At 57.0% G+C, this 16778-nt stretch carries 14 protein-coding genes; 8 read left to right on the plus strand and 6 right to left on the minus strand.

Going from position 1 to position 16778, the window contains the following annotated elements:
- Positions 1-6: 6 nt before the first annotated feature.
- Entirely contained in the window at positions 7-357 is a 351-nt protein-coding gene (gene tnpB / locus P6U23_RS27460; RefSeq protein ID WP_407175594.1) for an IS66 family insertion sequence element accessory protein TnpB, read from the minus strand.
- Positions 354-806, minus strand: coding sequence for an IS66-like element accessory protein TnpA (gene tnpA, locus P6U23_RS27465; RefSeq protein ID WP_407175595.1), 453 nt, complete (start codon positions 804-806; stop codon positions 354-356). Before tnpA ends, tnpB begins: the two co-directional genes overlap by 4 nt.
- Positions 807-2380: 1574 nt before the next feature.
- Here tnpA and P6U23_RS27470 point away from each other — a divergent pair.
- A complete protein-coding gene (locus P6U23_RS27470) occupies positions 2381-3112 on the plus strand; it encodes an outer membrane protein (RefSeq protein ID WP_407175596.1) in 732 nt (243 codons plus the stop codon).
- 418 nt (positions 3113-3530) lie between these two features.
- On the opposite strand, the gene P6U23_RS27475 is transcribed toward P6U23_RS27470, so the two are convergent.
- Positions 3531-4586, minus strand: coding sequence for a cytochrome-c peroxidase (locus P6U23_RS27475; RefSeq protein WP_407181598.1), 1056 nt, complete (start codon positions 4584-4586; stop codon positions 3531-3533).
- A gap of 568 nt (positions 4587-5154) precedes the next feature.
- On the minus strand, positions 5155-5880 hold the full coding sequence (locus P6U23_RS27480; protein WP_407175597.1) for a LuxR family transcriptional regulator: 726 nt from the start codon (positions 5878-5880) through the stop codon (positions 5155-5157).
- 1612 nt (positions 5881-7492) lie between these two features.
- Between P6U23_RS27480 and aepX the strand changes: the two genes are divergently transcribed.
- The 7 genes from aepX to P6U23_RS27515 all read left to right on the plus strand — a co-directional run bounded on the left by aepX (position 7493) and on the right by P6U23_RS27515 (position 14705).
- Entirely contained in the window at positions 7493-8305 is an 813-nt protein-coding gene (gene aepX, locus P6U23_RS27485) for a phosphoenolpyruvate mutase (RefSeq protein ID WP_407181599.1), read from the plus strand.
- 256 nt (positions 8306-8561) lie between these two features.
- Complete coding sequence (locus P6U23_RS27490; RefSeq protein WP_407175598.1) at positions 8562-9854, plus strand: pyridoxal phosphate-dependent aminotransferase; 1293 nt, start codon at positions 8562-8564, stop codon at positions 9852-9854.
- Positions 9855-10045: 191 nt separating this feature from the next.
- Positions 10046-10849 (plus strand): phosphocholine cytidylyltransferase family protein, encoded by an 804-nt coding sequence (locus tag P6U23_RS27495; protein WP_407175599.1) that lies wholly within the window; start codon positions 10046-10048, stop codon positions 10847-10849.
- Positions 10850-10910: 61 nt separating this feature from the next.
- Positions 10911-12032, plus strand: a complete 1122-nt coding sequence (locus P6U23_RS27500) for a PLP-dependent aminotransferase family protein (RefSeq protein WP_407175600.1) — start codon at positions 10911-10913, stop codon at positions 12030-12032.
- A gap of 11 nt (positions 12033-12043) precedes the next feature.
- Positions 12044-12679 (plus strand): CDP-alcohol phosphatidyltransferase family protein, encoded by a 636-nt coding sequence (locus P6U23_RS27505; RefSeq protein WP_407175601.1) that lies wholly within the window; start codon positions 12044-12046, stop codon positions 12677-12679.
- Between the two features lie 103 nt (positions 12680-12782).
- On the plus strand, positions 12783-13607 hold the full coding sequence (locus tag P6U23_RS27510; RefSeq protein ID WP_407175602.1) for a class I SAM-dependent methyltransferase: 825 nt from the start codon (positions 12783-12785) through the stop codon (positions 13605-13607).
- 189 nt (positions 13608-13796) lie between these two features.
- A complete protein-coding gene (locus tag P6U23_RS27515) occupies positions 13797-14705 on the plus strand; it encodes a DMT family transporter (RefSeq protein WP_407175603.1) in 909 nt (302 codons plus the stop codon).
- Between the two features lie 264 nt (positions 14706-14969).
- Here the strand turns inward: P6U23_RS27515 and P6U23_RS27520 are convergent, their stop codons facing one another.
- Both P6U23_RS27520 and P6U23_RS27525 read right to left on the minus strand, forming a co-directional pair.
- Entirely contained in the window at positions 14970-15806 is an 837-nt protein-coding gene (locus tag P6U23_RS27520) for a carbohydrate ABC transporter permease (RefSeq protein WP_407175604.1), read from the minus strand.
- Positions 15803-16708: a carbohydrate ABC transporter permease gene (locus tag P6U23_RS27525; protein WP_407175605.1), complete on the minus strand. Its 906-nt coding sequence runs from the start codon at positions 16706-16708 to the stop codon at positions 15803-15805. Before P6U23_RS27525 ends, P6U23_RS27520 begins: the two co-directional genes overlap by 4 nt.
- Positions 16709-16778: the final 70 nt, after the last annotated feature.

A 16778-nucleotide genomic window follows, 5' to 3' on the forward strand; every position in this document is an offset into this window, starting at 1 on the left:
TACGGATCAACCAGCTCGTGCTGGCTGATCCACAACCCGCATCGGCACACGCTTCCAGTCTGAGCCATCGAGCAGCACCGAGAGCTGAGCATGAGATAGCGGCATGACGCCTTGCTTGATCGGCGGCCAGGTGAACTGCCCCTCGATTCTCTTGTAGTAAAGGACAAGGCCGCTTCCGTCCCAGGTCAGGATCTTCACGCGATCTCGGCGCTTGGAGCGGAAGATGTAAAGTCCGCCGTCGAACGGATCGGCTCCAAACGCCTCGCTCACCAGCATCGCAAGCGAGTCCATGCCGCGACGGAAATCGACCGGCTGCGTCGCGATCCAGATCGACAACCCGGGTCGCAGCCCGATCATCGGCCAACCGTCCCGACTGCCGCCAGCACCTCGCACAGCGCCCGCCGGTCGACCCTCCCCCTGACGCGGATGCGAACCGCGCCGACCTCGATCTCGATCGCCGCCTGCTCCTCGCACGACGGCAATTTGCCTCCGCAGCCGGTGATCGCGACCGGCACAAAGCCAGGTGGCACGGCTCCGTCCCCGCACGCCGCGACCTTCGCCCGCGTTGTCTGACGACGCCACAGAAACAACAGGCTTGGGCTGATGTCGTGTCGTCGTGCCACCGCGGACACGCTTGCACCCGGCGCAAAACTCTCCGCGACAATCGCCGCCTTCGCATCGGTCGACCAGCGCCGGCGCCGGCCGGTCCCGGTGATGATCTCGACACGCTGCAGTGTGTCGGAGCCGTCCTCGAGGATAGGCGTATGCCTATCCTTATCGCCATCCTTACGACTATCCTTTGACATGGTGACCTCGTGACAAATCATTCCACGAGATCTTCCTAGCCGACCAGATCAGCCCTCAGCCCGTGGTCCCTGGATGACGCTCACGAATGTTAGCTATCCCGCCATGTTGAGCAGGGTCTCGACCGAGATGACAGAGTTGCGTCTCTGTCTCGAGCATACGACTGCTCCCATTCCGTTTCTTCATGGCTCTTCAATGAGTTGGCGTTGGGATGAGCAACAGGCGCGCCAACCGTACTCCAAAGTCGATAGCTGGGAGTTGCGACTCATGACGCGGAGGGTCCTTTGACTTTGGTGGTCCTTCCAAAGCGGTGCAGCGGTGGCACCGAGCTTCGAATACGGGGGACTTTCGCCGTGCATGTGGCAGATCGCGGGCAAACGTCCACTAGCAGGGGCAGCACTTCATCCAACCCGCTAGCACCATCGTCCTAGCCAGGATGAGCTAATAGCATCGCGCACTTGATCCCTCCTTCTCCAGTCTCGCCAAAGCCATTACGCAGCAGACGGAGCAAAAATCAGACCAAATACATGCTGGGTGAGCTAGCGGAATCGAGCAGGATTCGACTCGGCCCGAGCTATTTCGGACGCTTTTATCTGAAAACGCACGCGTTACGTCTGGAACTAGACGAAGCCTGTTCTAGACGCGAAATTGCGCTGACGATGAGCTCGACCAATAAGGCGGGCCCGGAGTTTTTGGCGGCTGACCAAGCGAACACATATCGCTCCGCTGAGGGCGGGCCGCCGCGCGGCTGTGGCAACCAACAGTGCTGGTTCTCGGGACTCTTGATCTGGTGCCCATGCGAAAACTGGCCGCCGCCTGTCTGGACGCCTAGAAGTTCCTGGACATCCGGTTAGACCCAATCGTTCGCCCCGCCTTCAGCATTCAAAGCGTTCTGTCCGACGACAGCCGATTTCGATACAGCTCTCAATGTCCCTGTTGAGCCAGGTAACGAGATGACGCGGTAACTTCCCGCATGCGGGAGACGCTCGTCGGCCGCATTGGCCACAAACCCAATTTCCACCACGACGCTTGGCGCGTGGGACCATCGCAGAACCACAAGGTTCGCTCGATGGCCGAGTTGTGCAGCATCAGAACATGACCTGAAAGGCTTCGGACGAGTTCACTTTTGATTTGCATTGAGCGAACGCGTCCCGTGCTCGGCGAGGCTTGCCAGGGTATTCGCCACGTCGCGAGATTAGCGTTGTATTGCGTCGATAGCTGCTGCATCGACGCTGTTCTCGTGCCGCGCCAGCTCATCGGCCTGCCGATCAGACCTGCGACGGACGGGCGTGTAGATGCTTGCGCTTCTGATGACATGATCGAGTACAGCGCCTGCATGCAGCGAGCGCCTCGACTCAAACAGCTTTCCCTCCGCTGCCTTGCTGTTCGGCGCGCAATTCAACACGCGATCGAAATCTGCTCCATTCGCATGAATTAGAACTCTACAACCTGACGCAGCGTAAGATTCAAGACACTTCTTCAGAGGCGAGTGTGGCGCACCAGTTACAGCAATTCGCGACGACACTGTTAAGAAGCGCTGGGGCAGTGGGTACTCAAAACCGAAATGAAAGCTGGAATGAAAAAGTTGTTGTTTGTAACTGCGAGCATCGTCGCGCTTGGCGCGGTGGGACCCGCACTCGGCGCAGATCTCGCTCCACAGCCCGAGATCTACACCAAGGCTCCGCCGCCGCGCGTCGCGGCAACGATCTACGACTGGAGCGGGTTCTATATCGGTGCCAACGGCGGCGGTTGGCGCTTCAATGACCCGAATGGCCTCACGGCGGGTGGCCAGATTGGATATCGCCAACAGATGGGCCAAGTTGTGTTCGGCCTTGAGGGCCAGGGTAACTGGGCCGATTTGAACAGTTCGGATGTCAGCGCCACTCCTTCGGTTAACATCGCTCGCCATACGGACGCGTTCGGCTTAATCACGGGCCAGGTCGGGTACGCCCTCAACAACACCTTGCTGTACGTGAAGGGGGGCGCCGCGGTGGCCAGCGGTAGCTTGCAACCCAATGCGCTCACCGGCCTGCAGCTTGGGGGCTCCCGTTTCGGCGCTACGGCTCTGCCGCTTGGGAGCGTTGATTACACCCGTTGGGGCGCCACTGTTGGCACAGGAATCGAATTCGGCTTCGCTCCGAACTGGTCCGTCGGTGTCGAGTACGACCACATTTTCATGCGAGATGAGAACGTGAGCTTCACGACCCCGGCTGGCGCGGTTGCCACAGATCGCATCCGTCAGGATTTCGATCTCTTGACTGCGCGGCTCAACTACAAGTTCGGCGGACCGCCGGTCTTTAGGTATTGATTCCTTCGCGTTCAAACGGCGGATCGAAAGCCCCGGCCTTCCGGCCGGGGTCCTTTTTTTGAGTGATCGATTAGCCGAGCCGCAGCCACTTGCCCACCGTGCAGGCTTGCAGGCTGCGCACCTCGCGTCCCGCCTTACGGTCCATGGCTGGCCGTATTCACCCCAATCCTCGCGCACAAGCTACGCGTGCGCAACTGCCACGGCAACGACAGTAACGCTTTGGCTACGTCCTTATAGCGTGGACTAGCTGGGGTTGATCGCCCGACGCGCTGTGTCAGCTCCCATCGATTGGGCACGTTGTCGGACGGCTCCTTGGTCTCTACTCGATGGGACCTGCGCTTTGCAGCTTCGTTAGTCCGACATCCTAGCACTGCGCCATGGTCGCTTATTCAACCGCGGAGCCAACGGGCAGAACCATTTATCTCCCTAGAGAGGGCCGCGGCGTTGCGTCAGTACGGGTGGGCAACACCGGATAGTCGATCTTAGGAATTTGCCCCGTTAGCGAGTTCAGAAAAGCGACGATATCGTTCTGCTCCCTATCGCTCAGCTTGGCGCCGAGCTGGGTTTGACCCATGATTCCAACCGCTTCCTTGAGGCTCCACACTTGGCCGGAATGAAAGTATGGCGCCCGCAAGGCGACGTTGCGCAAGGGCGCGGACCGAAAAACGTATTCGTCAGTTGCGGCGCCCGTGAGCGCGAACCGGCCCTTGTCGGCTGCCGGACGCACGTTTGTGTCAGGCTTTTCGATCACACCGAACGGGAAATAATCCTGTCCGCCGACATTGATTCCATTGTGGCAGGACGCGCACCCTTTTTCCATGAATAGCTTCAATCCATCCTTCTGTTGGTCGTCGAGAGCGTTCGGATCGCCTTCGAGGTACTGATCAAAGGGAGCAGCAGGCGTAATCAGGGTCGCTTCAAATGCCTCAAGGCTCTTGGCCATGTTGTCGAACGTGACTGGCGACGCCTCGTTCGGGAACGCCTTCTGGAACATAAAGACATAGTCTGTTATCGAATTCAGCGTCTTGATCACATGATCCGGTGTCGCGTTCATTTCGACACTCGCCTGCACGGGGCCCTTGGCTTGCGCCTTGAGGTCTGCGGCCCGCCCGTCCCAAAATTGCGCCACATTAAAGACGGCGTTGTAAACGGTCGGCGCCCGACGTGGCCCCTGCTGCCAACCATGACCTACGGAGGTTGGCCCTGCATCGACGCCGCCCGTGCTAAGATTATGGCAGCTATTGCAGCTTATGATCTCACTGGCAGACAGCCGGGGATCGAAGAAAAGCATCTTCCCGAGTTCGATCTTTTCGTGCGTGATGGGATTGTCCTTCACGGCAGGCACCACCGATGGAATCGGCTTGAACAGCTGCCTAGCAACGCTCATCAAGTCATCGTCCGCCTTAGCCTTTAGTGAGACCAACACCACGATCGACGCCAAGCATAACTTGCGTACTAGGTGACGCTTCGGCATTGCGAACTTATTCACGATAACTCTCATCAGCACAGGTTCTCACTGGTGGATCAAGAATTGACGAACACGAAAGGCCGCTCGCGGGCGTCGCGCCCAGCACTACGCTTCGCTACCGGACGATGCAGAGCGGCATCTTGATCGTATGTGGTTCGATCTTGAGGTGCTGTACGTCGCGCACACCGCACGCCTCGAAGATCTCGACCTGCGTCCATGGAGCTGCATCACGCATGGTCGCCCAAGCTCGGATTGCCTAATGGGGGTCTGGCCCATCAGGCTACCGTCGAATGTTCCTGACGCCGGCCAGAGCTGCCAATCCGCAATCGGGCAAAACGGCGTTTTGCATAAATGAAGGCATCTCGTTCTCCGCCAAACAGATGGCAATGATGCGTCCTCTGCTCGCACTTGCCTTCCTCTTTCAGAGACGAGGCCTTGCGTCGGTTTGGTCGCGTTTTGAACGCTACAACCTGACACAACGTCAGATTCAAGCTTTTATTCGGCGTGAATTGTTAAGTGGTAGGCTGCGGCGATTCATGGAACATCACGCCGCAGCTCCGGCACCGACGGCAATTCAAATGAGATTGAGGCGTATCGCCTTGACGACGGCATGCATGCGGTTCGCGGCGCCGAGCTTTCGGCTCGCGTTCTTCATATGAAAATTTACAGTGTTTTCGCTGACGTTCAGTATCTTCCCAATTTCCCAGGACGATTTACCCTCTGCGACCCAGCGCAGGCAGTCTTTTTCGCGCTCGGATAGCGCCGCGACCCTATCGCGGCCACACTCCTTCGGCTGCGCGATCTCAGCAAACGCGTGATGAAATTGCCAAGCCAGTGCGCTAAGATGACTCATACGATCTTGAGGATCGACATCATCGAACGGCGATGCGAAAGATACGACAGATACTCTGCCCAGAGGCCCAAACAACGGCACACTCATGCCATGCTTGAGACCTGCTTCTCTGGCCTCGTCCAGTACGCGCTGCTCGCCAGGTTGTAATTGATATTGCTTAGCGAGTTCATCCCATAGAAAAGGCGCCGAAACCATTGGCGTCCGCCGGACCACCGGATCGATCACACGATACTTGCGTTCAAAATAACGGTCGCACCACTCAGGCGGGAAGTTTACGGTTATTGCGGGCGGTAGATACTCCGGTAAGCGAAGCGCCTCCGCAAACGTGAGTGCTCCATAGGCCACTTCACTGAAGCCCTCCTCGCTCGCACAGCTCACAAGAAGGTCGAACAGCGCCTTAATTGATTGCGTTCGCTTCGCGCATTCGACGAAGCTGAAAAGGTCCATGTGGCCCTTCTCGGGGCCGGTAGCAAACGCCGGTACCCCGGCGTCCGATTGAGCGTCTACTTCTAGTTCCATTCCGCTCACCCAGGCCTTCGGCTCTACTTGTCATGCAGCCTGAACACTCTCGCGCAACGGCAGTCGCCGGTTGCGAACTTTTTGACATGCGCCAGGCTAATGCCTAAGGAGGCTGGGGAAGCGCGCTGACGCGGCGCCAAGCACGCAGCGGAGTTGCAGCGGCCAGTGACACTCGAACAGTACACCACGAGCGTCGCACAATTGCTCCATCTTGCGGCACAATGGCTTGCCGCACCTGGGCTACATGCGGCTTTCGATGCAGCCGTCGAGGGTGACTTCCAGCTCGCACCTGCCCTTTGGCTCGCGGCAGTACACGAGCCCAGCTTTCGCCAGAGAGGCTTAGCTGCGGCGAGGTTGTTGTGCGCAGGCCCCCTGACGTGTCGAGGACCGAAATCGACGAAATAAGTGAGATCACGCAGCTCGCCTCGACGCATAGTGAAGATTCGACATTCATGCTTCGGCCTCCATATGTTCGCCACCGATCTTGGGGATCGCTGTTGTCGGCCCTGAGCCGACCGGGAGTGTGCCTACGCTCACGACGACTCGATTCGAGAACCGCACGACGGGTGCGGCGGCAAGGGCAGATGCATTTCGCAAAGGGCTTGGCGGCGTCCACAGGGGACAAGATCGGAACGGTGAGCTCGCCCCCGCACTCGTCGCCCCCGCACGACATGCCTCACGGCATGACGAGATCGTAGGAGTTGATGATGCGCGGTCCTCCTCCCAGCGGAGAGGTTGGCCGCAGGTCGTGCGCAGCCATGCACAAAGCTCTGCCTGATACACAACATCGCGTGCATGCGACACTCCGCAAGCTTCGAGACCCTTGGAATGAGCAGCAAGTCCCGTACCACTCGCGGGCTCGCGAAATCATGCGTGAGGACAAGAGCTTGAAAACATCGGGGACGATCGCCCCTCATGACGCATCGACGCAATTTCGACATACGTCAGAAAAGCGACACCGTCGTTTGCAGCACGCACGCCATCTCGTGATATCGACCAAACCCGCGACTTACCCGGATCAGGTCTTCCTCGCCTCATCTTCGTAGGCCGCGGCACGAAGATAAGTCGCCTCGCCGGTCCCCGCAGCGCAAAGATGCCTGCTCGATGCGCCGCGATGCTTCGCATCGTCGATGTCGAACAACGCGTCAGGCGGATTGATGGGGCTGTGCCGAGTGTCCAAACGCGTCCATCGTTGATTTTCCCTCACCAACGCTCACACTTCTTGTGATTTCCCGCCCTTAGCGACGGGCCGCTCATCCTGTTATGCAACAATTTGCGCACGGACAACTACCAAGGCTAGCAATTGATCCGGATGCAGAGGCATGTCACCTGAGCGTTGAGCTGATGCGTTGCTCAACCGGCTTGCCTCGATCGGGGACGCGCCCCCCTAGAACCAATTGATCGAACGGAGCTCTAAGGAAGCGGCATGCAAGATCACCCACATTCTGTTGTCGCCAACGGCCTTGATCGACGCGTTGACTGCTCGCTTGCAGACATACTGCGCGATGAGATCTGCTCCAGCCGCGATCTGTTCTTCCTCATGGAAGCTCATGACGCGCTCTCGGCTGTGATCGCCAAGCGCGTAGGATTCAAAGGTCTCTGGGCCTCGGGCCTCTCAATTGCCAGCGCTCTTGGTTACCGAGACGCAAACGAGGCTTCATGGTCCCAACTCGTCGACGTCGTCGAGCGCATCGTGGACTCGACCGCACTGCCTGTACTCGTCGATGGCGATGGCGGTTTCGGGAATTTCAACAATGCGCGCCTACTGGCACGCAAACTCCGCCAGCGTGGCGCTGCGGGAGTTGCGCTCGAGGATAGCTGCTTTCCGAAGATGAACTCGTTTGTCGGCGATCGGCATTCACTCGCCGACATTGATGAGTTTTCTGGCCGGATACGCGCAGTCAAAGACACAGTAGCTGACGATTTGGTCCTCGTGGCGCGGATCGAAGCCCTGATCGCGGGCTATGGAATGGAAGAAGCGATTTTGCGTGCTAGCGCCTATGCCGCTGCGGGAGCCGACGCGATCCTCATTCACTCGCGTCGGAGCACCGCAGACGAGATCCTCTCCTTCGCGCGCACTTGGCAGAACTGCCTGCCAATCGTAATCGTTCCAACGAAATACTATCGAACACCTGTCTCTGCATATCGTGATGCCGGCATATCGACCGTGGTCTGGGCCAACCACTCCATGCGAGCCGCAATAGCGGGAATGCGACAAGTCTGCGGCCGTATTATCGCTGAAGAAGGGGTCGCCGGGATCGAGCCAAATATCGCTACGCTCGACGAGGTCTTCGATTTGCTAAGCTACGATGAACTCGCGCGTGCCGAAGCACGATATCTCGCCCGTCCCTGAGTGGCACCGATTTCTCACAATGCAACAACATACTCCTTATTACGGCGCGCCGCCATCCAATCATCTTCCCCGTCTTCAAAGTGCCCGCCAACCGACGCGTTTGTTGCCATCCTGATACTGAACCTATGATACACTGGAGACCACTTTTGCCGACTGCTCTTTGCACTGCCGCGGTTGTCGGCTCGATCTGTGCAGCTGTTCAGATAGAGACCCGTCCTGAGCTCATAGGTGTCGCTAAGTCCGAAGGATGCGGCCCATGATGTGCATCGCTGAGTCATCGGATCTTATGTCTACGCCGCAGGACACTTCCGCCCGCTGCCCCGTCGGTAACCATCATCATTTTGAAATTGCGAGCGCCACGTTGGCGCAACGGACCCACTTGTTCAAGTTGTCAAAGACCGCCACGGCCAAGATCGCTGCCAAAGATGCTGCGACCAGTGGCAAGGAAATCATTGATTTGACCGCCGGAGAGATCTGGAGCGACATCGCACCATCGGTGCGCGAAGGTGCGATCGCCGCGATCGATCGGAACCTCAACCGCTACACTGACACGGTCGGCTTGTTGGAGTTGCGCCATGCGGTTGCTTGCAAGATTGCCGCGGAGACTGCTCAGCCCTGGTCGGCAGAAGAAATCGCGGTGACGAACGGCGCGAAGCAGGCGCTCTTTAATGCGGCTATGGTGCTTCTGAATCCTGGCGACGAAGTGCTAATCCCTGCCCCCTACTGGAGTACTTTCCCGGCCCAGATCGTCGTTGCGGGCGGCACGCCGGTTTTTATCGAGACGCGCCATACGAACTATGTGCCGCGGCTTACGGACCTCGCTGCAGCCGTTACCTCCAAGACTAAAGCGATCGTGGTCAACACGCCGAACAATCCGACTGGCGCGGTCTACGACTACGACACCCTCGCCGGCATTGCCCAGCTCGCCACAGATCGGAATCTCTGGATTATCTTCGATGAATGCTACGGGGCTTTCGCTCATGCCCCACATACTCATCATCCGATCCTTTCGGTTGCACCGCGGGCACGCAACCGTACTTTGCTCGTAAATTCGTTCTCCAAATCGTTGGCTCTGACCGGTTGGCGCATTGGCTATCTCGCCGGACCCAAGGCCGTCATCAGCGCCGTTAAAGCCTTGCAAAGCCATACGACGTCCAGCCCCAATGTTGTTGCACAGCATGCGTTACTCCAGCACCTGGACTCCGGCGATACGGGGTTCCAAACGCAATTGCAACGCGGTATTGCCAATGCCAGGGCGCTCGGGCTTTCGATCCTTTCAGAGCTCACCTCTGTACCCCACCCTTGCGCCCAAGGTGGATTTTACTTCTATCTTGATCTGACCGAATTGCTGCGGCGCATGAACTCCAATGGTGGCCGCACCAACGCGGACGATATTGTAACCGCGTTGCTGATGGACACTGGTGTCGCGGTGGTCTCCGGGACCGCGTTCGGGGACCCCGCCGGGATCCGCGTCTCCTACGGCATTGATCTCCAGCCGCTCGAGAAAGCCTTGCGACGACTGACCGCAGCTCTCAACGGTTGGCGCTGACTTGTCAGGCTCGCAAAATGCCGTCAGTCCAAGAATGTTCGACATCATATCCCGATTTCGTTCCACGCGATGCATGCAATGGCACTCTACTCGCGAGTGCAGAAACAGGGACGACACGCGAAATCGGCATGCGAACTACATACCGGCGTGATCTTGGTCAACGCGCTCTCAATGGAAGAAGGGAAATTAAGATGACTGCTCACGCGCCCAAGAAAGCTGTCATTCTCGCAGCTGGCTTCGGCAGTCGACTGCGGCCGCTTACCGATCTGCGGCCGAAGCCCCTAGTCGAGGTCAACGGCACACCGATCCTCCACAACGCCCTTCGGAATCTGGAGGCGGTCGGCGTTGAAGATGTCACGATTGTTGTCGGCTATCGGAAAGACGCAATTCAATATGCCTGCGGCAGCCGTTTCGGAAAGCTTCAGCTCAACTATGTCGAGTCGGAGGTATTCGATCGGACCGGAAGCGCCTACTCCCTGTGGCTAGCGCGTGACGCTCTTCTTTTCGGAGACTGCTACCTCTTGGAAGGTGATGTCTTCTTCGAGGAGACCGTGCTGCGCTACCTCAACATTACCGATGCTGCCGACGTTGCAGCGGTTGCACCATTTGATTCGACCATGCAAGGGTCCGCGGTTACTCTCTCAGAAAATGGACTGATCTCCGCGTTCCGGATGCGGCAGACGGCAGCGGATCTTGACCGGGACGGCCCGGTTCTTTTCAAGACAATGAATCTACTTCGTTTCAGTGCCACTACCCTGAAAGAGACGATTGTTCCTTCACTGGACGACATCGTCGTTTCAGGTGCCACACAGGCGTACACTGAAGAACTGCTCGCCTATCTGGTCGAGAGACGGGGGCTAACGCTCGGCGCGGCACGCTGTGACAAGCTCCGGTGGTACGAGATCGACAGCCCGGAAGATTTGGAAATCGCTGAACAACTTTTCAAATCAACTCCAACTGCCCCTGCGCCGAGCCGCGTCACTCGGCCCGTATAGCTCCCCACAACTCGCACTCGGGCACGACACCAGGGCTGCAATTGAGCAAAGGAACATCACGATGTCGCAACAAATCAGCATGATGCGTGCTGCAGCGCCCAAGCTGGAAATCTTCGCAAATGCTCTGAGAGCCACCTGGCGTGAACTCGCGGCTTCCGAAGAGAGCATGGCCGCACAGTTCCAGACGCATAGATTTACTGGAACGGACGACGACAGGACCGCGGCCGTGTCGTGGATAGGCGACCGCATCGTTCCAACGCCAGCAATTGATCGTGTGATGCTCACCAATGGGACCATGAACAGCATCCTCTTGCTCTCTTCATCCCTTGTTGGTCCCGGCAATGTCATACTCGCGGAGGAGCTGACGTTTCCGATCGTCTACACTCTAACAGAGATAGCGGGTGCCGCGGTGCAAGGAGTCGAGATTGATGACCTCGGCATTCGTCCTGACGACTTTGAAAAGAAGTGTCAGCAGTTCAAGCCGAAAGCAGTTTATCTGAATTGTACCGTCCATAGTCCAACTGCCTACGTCACTCCAACAGAAAGACGCGTACAGATCGCCGAAATCGCGCGGCGTTACGGGGTGCACATACTCGAGGATGAAGCACAGGCGCTTTACCTCGAAAATGCACCGAAATCGTTCGCAACTATAGCGCCGGATATAACCTGGTATATGATGGGGCTCTCGAAGTACTTGAGCCTCGGCGTACGTGTCGCATATGTTGTTGCACCATCGGCCAACGCGCTGAACAGCGTTTTGGAGAAGTTTCGTCCTCTCACAACTTGGCATCCCGCCCCGATTCTCGCCAACATCGTCACGCGTTGGATTGAGATCGGCACGGCACAAAAGCTGTTAGCTGCCGTACGTGGCGAGGTCCATCGCCGACAGCTCGTTGCGCAGGAACTCCTCAAGCATCTCGTTGGCTTCAGGAGTTCGCACGGGATCCATTTTTGGCTCGAGGCACCACCCGGCGTGGCTAGCACAGAATTTAGCAAAGCCATCGGGGAGGCAGGCGTAATCGTCCGTCCTAGTCAGCTCTACTCCGGAGCCAAGGAGCCTCGCTTGCAAGGAGTCCGACCTGGTGTCGGCGAGCCTTCGAGCATCGAGGAAATGCGTCGTGCCGTCGACCTCATGCGGGAGGTGTACGAGAGGCTGCATCGACCCAAACGGAGCGCCGCCTGATTGGCGATTCAGTGGCTGATCCACAAGAAGGGACACTTTGGGTGGTTCGACAACTTGCAGATCCGGCGAATGCTATCACCAGCTTCGGGCTTGGTCTCTCAATCGTGGCAATCAGCCTCGTGTTGTTTGATCACTTGGAATTGGCTGTTTCGACCGCGCTTTGGGCACTTTTGGCCGATCATCTCGATGGCTTGGTTGCCGAGCGGACCCGGAACCGCGCGACAGTCACCGGGCAAGTGGGTAAGAATCTCGATTCTTTGGCCGATCTAGTCAGCGCGGGCGTCTTTCCCGGAGTCTTGTTGACGAAAATTGCCAATGGAGAGCCATGGGCAGTAGCTATTGCAATCATTTTAGGTCTAGCGAGCGCGCTTAGACTTAGCTACTTCAATTCGGTCGGGCTCGATGGCCGCAATTTCATAGGCCTGCCTACCACATACACCCTACCAGTTGTGGCGGCTGTGTTCTTGTTAAGTCCCCTGGCTGCACGATCCGCCCTTGGACCAATACTCGCCGTTGCGCTGCTCGCTGTTGCATCCCTTCACGTGAGTTCGCTTAGAGTTCCAACAACCCACGGCTTCGGGTACGTCCTCATCCTCATCTACTGCGTGTCAAGCTCTGCCTTGCTTGCGCTCAGATCACTCACGTAATGATCGCGGTCAAGAGTGCAGTTTTGTTCGCTCCTCATTAACGAGCCGGATGAGCTCGAAAAGGCCGGAGCACGCGCCCCGACAAGCTGACGTGGAGAAAAAGATGAGCAGCATCAGTGAGCCGGGCAGTTGGTCATTGTTCAGTGAGTCATTAGCAACCCGCTTTCGGATACGGCCGGGCTATGCGATTCAGGCGCTTCATTACTTGAATGCCGAGCTTGCGCAGCTCAGCAGCTCAGCGCGTGTGGCGGATATCGGTGCCGGTACCGGCATTTTCACCCGACAGATTGCTCAGTTCGTATCAAATGCAGCGGTCATTGTCGGTATTGAACCTAGCGAAGGCATGAGAAAACTCGCGGCGATGCAAAGCAGCACTAGACCGATCAAATACATTGCCGGGTCGGCCGAAGAGTTGCCACGCCCGCACGCGCCATATGACGCTGTAACCGCGGCGATGGCCGCGCACCGATTTAACCGTCCGATCTTTTTCAACTTACTTCCGACGATACTTCGTCCAGGTGGACTCATTGCATTCATCGACAACTTGCCGCGCCACACTCCATCGAAGCTGCATGACGATTATCTAACTCTGCAGGAAAGGTATGTGCCATCCTTCCGTAGGGGGATGAACACTGATATTGCGACCGGCGGTTACGCGTTCTTCGATCTGGCGAAAGAGCTACGTGAACATGGCGGCTTCAAAGAAATCAGAACGTTGCAATGGGACAACGACCACTATGTTGATGAAGCGACATTTCTAACATTCGCCAACTCCTCAACAATAAGCCTCCGCGTCATCGACCAGATCGGAAAAGCCGAATTCGATGAAAAGATTAAAAAACTCTATCTGGATTCCGTTAATGACGGTTGCAAGACCGAGCTGACCTATACGACTAAGCTAATCGTTGCGACACTGAAGCCGGCTTGAAATTGGCTTTCGCAGAGATCTTTGACAAGGCCCTGATGGGGCTAAGCCGAATGATATTTCGGCTTCATGTTTCGAAGCTGACGAGCACCGCGGCGAGCGCATCAGGCGGCGGCTGAATATCCGGTCGTGTAGCAGGCGAAAAATTCGCTTGTCGTTTGCGCTCGCCTGTGGGGGCGGAAAAGGGAAAACGTGAAAACGACAGGCCTCGTGGCGTACTGGAATGACCTTCCGCCCAATACGAGGGGGATCATCTGGGTCACCCTCTCTGGGCTTGCAGCAAGCTTCATGGCTGTCACAATCAAATTATCTGGAGAGCGATTAGACGTTCTGGAAATCCTATTCATTCGTCAGGTGGTACTCGTCGCACTTGTTTCACCCCTCGTCTTTAGACGTCCCAAACTATCCTTTGCGACGCATTGCTGGACGCTGCAGTTCGTTCGTATTGTGTTATCAATCATTGCGATGATCAGTAACTGCACAGCGATGATACATTTGCGGCTGTGCCAGTCGGTTGCGTTGAGTTTCTCAAGGACGTTCTTCGTGGCGATTTTCGCCCTGGCGTTTTTGCAGGAGGTGATCACGCTGAGACGCGGGCTGGTTCTCTCCGTTGGCTTCATTGGCGTTTTGGTCATTGCGCAGCCACTCACAGCTGGGGGCGGCTGGTACGCCTTGTTAGCACTCCTTTCCGCGGCCGCTGTAGGAATGATCTCCGTTGTCATCAGCAAGCTCTCTCAGAGCGAGAGACTGCTCACAGTTCTTACTTATCAGGCGTTCGGAGTCGGAGCCGTCCTGCTCATTCCAGGGACCCTGGTATGGAAAGCTCCGACGTTGATCGAATGGATACTTCTCATTTTAGCGGGACTCATGTCTGCACTTGGCCAGAGCCTGACGTTTGCAGGATTTCGCGTTGGTCAAGCGACCGTCGTCACGGCCGCGGAGTATCTGCAGCTCGTGTTTGCGGCTGTTCTCGCCTATTTTGCTTTCGGTGAATTGCCGCAACGATCTACGCTCACGGGCGGCGCAATAGTAATATTCGCGGCATGGTATGCTTTGCACTACGAGCATGTCAGCCGCAAAACAGGAGGCACACCACTATAGAACCAAAGCACCGTGAGCCGATTCACCGTCGGCACTCCACGACCCGAGCTAGTCGGCTCGAGCGAACAACCGCGGCTACTCTGAGCAGCGCCACCCGCTCAGTTTGCAGATGAGCCGCATCTCGCAACGAGCGGTGCATATTATCGAAAGCCAACTGGGAAAGCGAATGCGCAGCTCGCTTAGGCTGGGCGCGCGCCGTGATTGTTGAGGCACACCACCATGCCCTAACAGAATTGTCCGCCCAACTTTAATCTCGTTGCCAATTCACTTCACCGCGCCGCCGATCATTCCCTCTACAAACAATTTCTGTGCAGCCAAAAAGGCTATAAGCAGCGGGGCCACAACCAGTGCTGAGGCGGCGGCCAACGGGCCGTAATCATTTCCGGCCTCCTCGTTCTTGAAATTCATGATTCCGAGTGGCGGTGGCATCAGGTTCCCATCGTGTACGGCAATTAACGGCCAAAACAGATCGTTCCAGTGGCTGACGACTGAAAAAATCGAAAACGCGATGATCGCAGGCAGCGCCATAGGCAACATTACTTTCCAGACAATGGAAAATTCGGAGAGACCATCGAGGCGCGCGGCGTGGACGACATCGTCTGGTATCCCCTTGAAGAATTGTCGGAACAGGAAGATCCCGAAAGGCGAGACGATATATGGGAAGACAAGTGCCACATAGGTATCGAGTATGCCGAGCTTGTAGCCGAGCACGAAGAGCGGAAGAGATAGGACCTGGTGGGGCAAAAGCAGACCGATAAGGACTAACCCGCCGATGAGATCCCGACCGGCGAACCTAAGCTTTGCTAACGCATATGCTATTGGCGCGCATACTAGGATCTGCAAGGTCAGGATGGAGGCGCAGACAAGAAACCCATTACCCATGTAACGCACGATTGGCACTGATGTCAGCGCTTTGCTGTAATTTTCAACACCATAGAAGTGCGCTGGCAAGAACGAAAAGGACGCGCGAAAACTTTCGTCGGGTGGCTTGATCGATAAGCTGACCATCCACACAAAGGGGACAAGCATAAATGCAGACGTGAGAACCAGGACGCTATGCCGCAGGATAGCGGCTCGAGGAGAAAGCCCGTTCTGACTCATTGATAGTGCACCCTTCGATCCATGATGCGCGCCTGGAGCAGGGTCAGCGTCACCAGCATCACCAGGAATACCACGGAAATCGCGGCTCCATACCCCGTGCGTAAATATTCGAAACTCTCTCGATAGAGCGTGTAGAGCAGCATCTCGGATGCGTGGCCTGGGCCTCCCTGCGTCAGGATTTGAATAGTATCAAAGGTCTCTAAAGCTCTGAGAGCTACAACGATGACGATAAACATCGACACGGGTCCAAGCATGGGAATTGTTACCAGCCGCAGGCGGTCGAGCGAGTGATCGGCTCCGTCAACAGCGGCCGCGTCATACAAGTCGACTGGAATTGATTTTAGGCCGGCCACGAAGAGCACCATCGCGTAGCCTAGATTCTGCCAGATACCGATAATGGCCAGCACGGGTAGCGCTGTCCTGTCATCACATAGCCAGTTAGCCGTGGGGACGCCAAGGGCGGCTAATATCTGATTGACAAGCCCAATGCTAGGATGGAGCAAAGCTTCCCAAGAGATCGCCATGGCCGTTAATGTGGCCATGAACGGCAAAAAATGGATGGCGCGGTAGACAGCGCGGCAAGACGCGCTACTCTCTATTAGAAGTGCAATCAAAAGCCCACCAATGACAGTTCCCGGAAGAACAATCAGCACGTAGATGACAGTGTTGGTGAGTGACACGCGAAAAACGTCATCGAAGACCAGTTCGCGGAAATTCGCGAGGCCGATGAAGGAGAGAGAGCCGGAGCCGAACTCCCAGTCGCTAAGAGCTATGACAAACACCGCAGCGACTGGCAGGAAGAAGAGTACCACGAGAAAGATAAGAGCCGGCCCAGCAAGTGCCCACGCCCAGAGCGCCTCATCTAAAGCGCGGTTTTGGCTGAGCGAGCCGGCGTGCGACACAGGTGCCCGATCCCCCTCGCCCGATGAGGCACCAGGGTGTGGCTGCCGACCGGCAGGCGAGCAACCAACA

Source organism: Bradyrhizobium sp. STM 3562 (assembly GCF_045571435.1).
Classification (GTDB): Bacteria; Pseudomonadota; Alphaproteobacteria; order Rhizobiales; family Xanthobacteraceae; genus Bradyrhizobium.

Bases quoted from the DNA above. Each gene is read 5' to 3' on its own strand.
- tnpB (WP_407175594.1), bottom strand. From the start codon at position 357: ATGATCGGGCTGCGACCCGGGTTGTCGATCTGGATCGCGACGCAGCCG.
- tnpA (WP_407175595.1), bottom strand. From the start codon at position 806: ATGTCAAAGGATAGTCGTAAGGATGGCGATAAGGATAGGCATACGCCT.
- P6U23_RS27470 (WP_407175596.1), top strand. From the start codon at position 2,381: ATGAAAAAGTTGTTGTTTGTAACTGCGAGCATCGTCGCGCTTGGCGCG.
- P6U23_RS27475 (WP_407181598.1), bottom strand. From the start codon at position 4,586: ATGCCGAAGCGTCACCTAGTACGCAAGTTATGCTTGGCGTCGATCGTG.
- P6U23_RS27480 (WP_407175597.1), bottom strand. From the start codon at position 5,880: ATGGACCTTTTCAGCTTCGTCGAATGCGCGAAGCGAACGCAATCAATT.
- aepX (WP_407181599.1), top strand. From the start codon at position 7,493: ATGGAAGCTCATGACGCGCTCTCGGCTGTGATCGCCAAGCGCGTAGGA.
- P6U23_RS27490 (WP_407175598.1), top strand. From the start codon at position 8,562: ATGATGTGCATCGCTGAGTCATCGGATCTTATGTCTACGCCGCAGGAC.
- P6U23_RS27495 (WP_407175599.1), top strand. From the start codon at position 10,046: ATGACTGCTCACGCGCCCAAGAAAGCTGTCATTCTCGCAGCTGGCTTC.
- P6U23_RS27500 (WP_407175600.1), top strand. From the start codon at position 10,911: ATGTCGCAACAAATCAGCATGATGCGTGCTGCAGCGCCCAAGCTGGAA.
- P6U23_RS27510 (WP_407175602.1), top strand. From the start codon at position 12,783: ATGAGCAGCATCAGTGAGCCGGGCAGTTGGTCATTGTTCAGTGAGTCA.
- P6U23_RS27520 (WP_407175604.1), bottom strand. From the start codon at position 15,806: ATGAGTCAGAACGGGCTTTCTCCTCGAGCCGCTATCCTGCGGCATAGC.